Genomic DNA, 2,017 nt, shown 5'->3' with positions numbered 1-2,017 from the left:
AGATTTAAGTTCAGAATGAAGCTTCAGTCCACCAGTTTGTTGACTAACTTTATTGCGATATTGTTTGACCAACAGAATTAATTGTTGTTCATTATTTTCTTTGATTTGTTGAGATTTTAAGCGCTTATAGAAGGCTTGTTTACTAATCCCAAAACACTCGATTAACCATTTTCTTTTAAACGGTTTTGTTTCTTTTTTTGAATCTCGTCGGCTAATGTTTTGGGCAATGACTTTTTTGCTAAATCCACACCAGTAATAAGTTCCATATCCGCAATTATGTCTTGCTGGAAGTCTTTTACAAACTCCAATTCTTCAATTCTTTGCTTTAATTTTTTGATTTCGTCTTTTTTGCTCATTCCTAATTTCTTTTGCTCTAAAGTACTATATTTTTTTAACCAATAGTCAATAGAAGATCTTGAAATATTGTATTTTTTAGCAGCATAATTAATTGAAATACGACCATTTTGAATTTGGTCAATAACGAGTAATTTTAAATCAAAACCCACTTTTTCATAGGATTTTTTTCGGCAGGGTACTTTTTGTTCTTTCATACTTTCGTTGTTTAAGTTGTCTAATTTTTAGTCAACCTATTTCAGGAAAGTACATCCGATGGCATGTTACCTAACGGGCTTTTATAAGATTTGTGCGACTGGAAAATCGGAGATTTTTCGGACGTAGCAAATTGTTAGTTGAATGTTTGTCGTTTGTACTAAATCAGATTTAAGCATAAATTTTATGAGTTGTTAGCAAATGTTTTTATTCTTCTGCTTTTTTATATTTTGTTTTAAGTTCAGTTTCAATCCACTCATTTTCCTTGAAATCATAAACTTTAAAGTCAAAAGTTACTTCGAATTCAATTTTGTTTATTCGATTAATATTAAAATTATTTATTCCGTAAAATTCAAATTCGTTAAAAGGGTCAGATTTTATTTCAATGTTATTCTGATTAATTTCATAAATGAAAGCAGTATGCATTCTACGATATTCCATATTGGTTTTAACAAAGTTATTACCTCCTTGAAATACTGAGTCTATTCTTTGAATTGGAAATACAATATCTAAAAATTGAGTATTATTAGATTGTTCAGTTGTAGGTCTCGCTTCGGCAAAATTTTGCTCTAATTCATTATTATAATTATAATTGTAAATTTCTCCATTGTAAGAAATATAGTCTGATTTAATTTCTTTTAGATAATCTAAAGATTTCAATCCATCGTTATTTAAATCAATTTCCAAATTACTTGAAATAGATATAATTTTATAGTAACCTTTGAAATCATTAATTTCTATATCATTTTCATTCTCATTACAAGAAATGATTAATATTGGTAAAGTGAAAATTATAAGTTTTAAAATGTATTTTTTCATAGTTTATTATATTAAGTTCAGCTGTTTTTTTGTATTATACTGAAATAGGTTGACCATTTTTTTGGTTACTTTAACCGTTCAAAATATTTTTTTTAGCCGTTTAGAAGGCAAAAAAATAATTTGAACTAGGTCAGTTCTTAAATTTTAAGTTCGAGTAAATTTACATGTTTTTTTCGATACGATTTATATTTGATGTTAGGATTGTTATGAACCTCAAAAGGCTTCCTTAAATCCAGGCTAAAATGCGGTCTAAGGTTGTTGTAAATATGTACTGCATTTTTGACAATTTTCTTAGCGAATGTTGTGTTTTTGATTACTTTTTTAAGTCCATATTCATATTTCAGGGTTCTATTAATTCTTTCAGCAACAGCGTTTTCATATGGATCGTATTGTTCAGTCATACTCATAGTTAAGCCATTATTTTCAGCGAAATTTGTATATTCAGGGTTGCAATATTGAAAACCTCTATCTGAGTGATGTATTATCTTTTCAGTAGGGTATTTACGGTTCTTAACAGCCATTTTAAGCGCATCTAAACATAATGATACTTTCATATGAGAAGCTAGTTTATAGCCCATAATTTGCTTTGAATAAGCATCTGTGACTAAAGCTAAGTAATTATGCCCATTTTGAGTTTTAATGTAGGTAA

At 28.1% G+C, this 2,017-nt stretch carries 3 protein-coding genes; all 3 read right to left on the bottom strand.

Annotated features, from left to right (window positions below):
* Positions 1-161: 161 nt before the first annotated feature.
* Positions 162-551: a helix-turn-helix domain-containing protein gene (locus tag EC396_RS12035; RefSeq protein WP_129366715.1), complete on the bottom strand. Its 390-nt coding sequence runs from the start codon at positions 549-551 to the stop codon at positions 162-164.
* A 205-nt stretch (positions 552-756) separates the two neighbouring features.
* Positions 757-1,368, bottom strand: a complete 612-nt coding sequence (locus EC396_RS12030; protein ID WP_129366928.1) for a hypothetical protein — start codon at positions 1,366-1,368, stop codon at positions 757-759.
* 137 nt (positions 1,369-1,505) lie between these two features.
* Positions 1,506-2,017 (bottom strand): DDE-type integrase/transposase/recombinase (locus EC396_RS12025; RefSeq protein ID WP_129366927.1); only part of this gene is annotated, 512 nt, incomplete at its 5' end.

The sequence above is a fragment of the Lutibacter sp. HS1-25 genome (assembly GCF_004121075.1).
Taxonomy (GTDB): domain Bacteria; phylum Bacteroidota; class Bacteroidia; order Flavobacteriales; family Flavobacteriaceae; genus Lutibacter.
The sequence above is the reverse complement of the archived record's forward strand: the minus strand, read 5'-3'. Positions and strand labels throughout refer to the sequence as shown.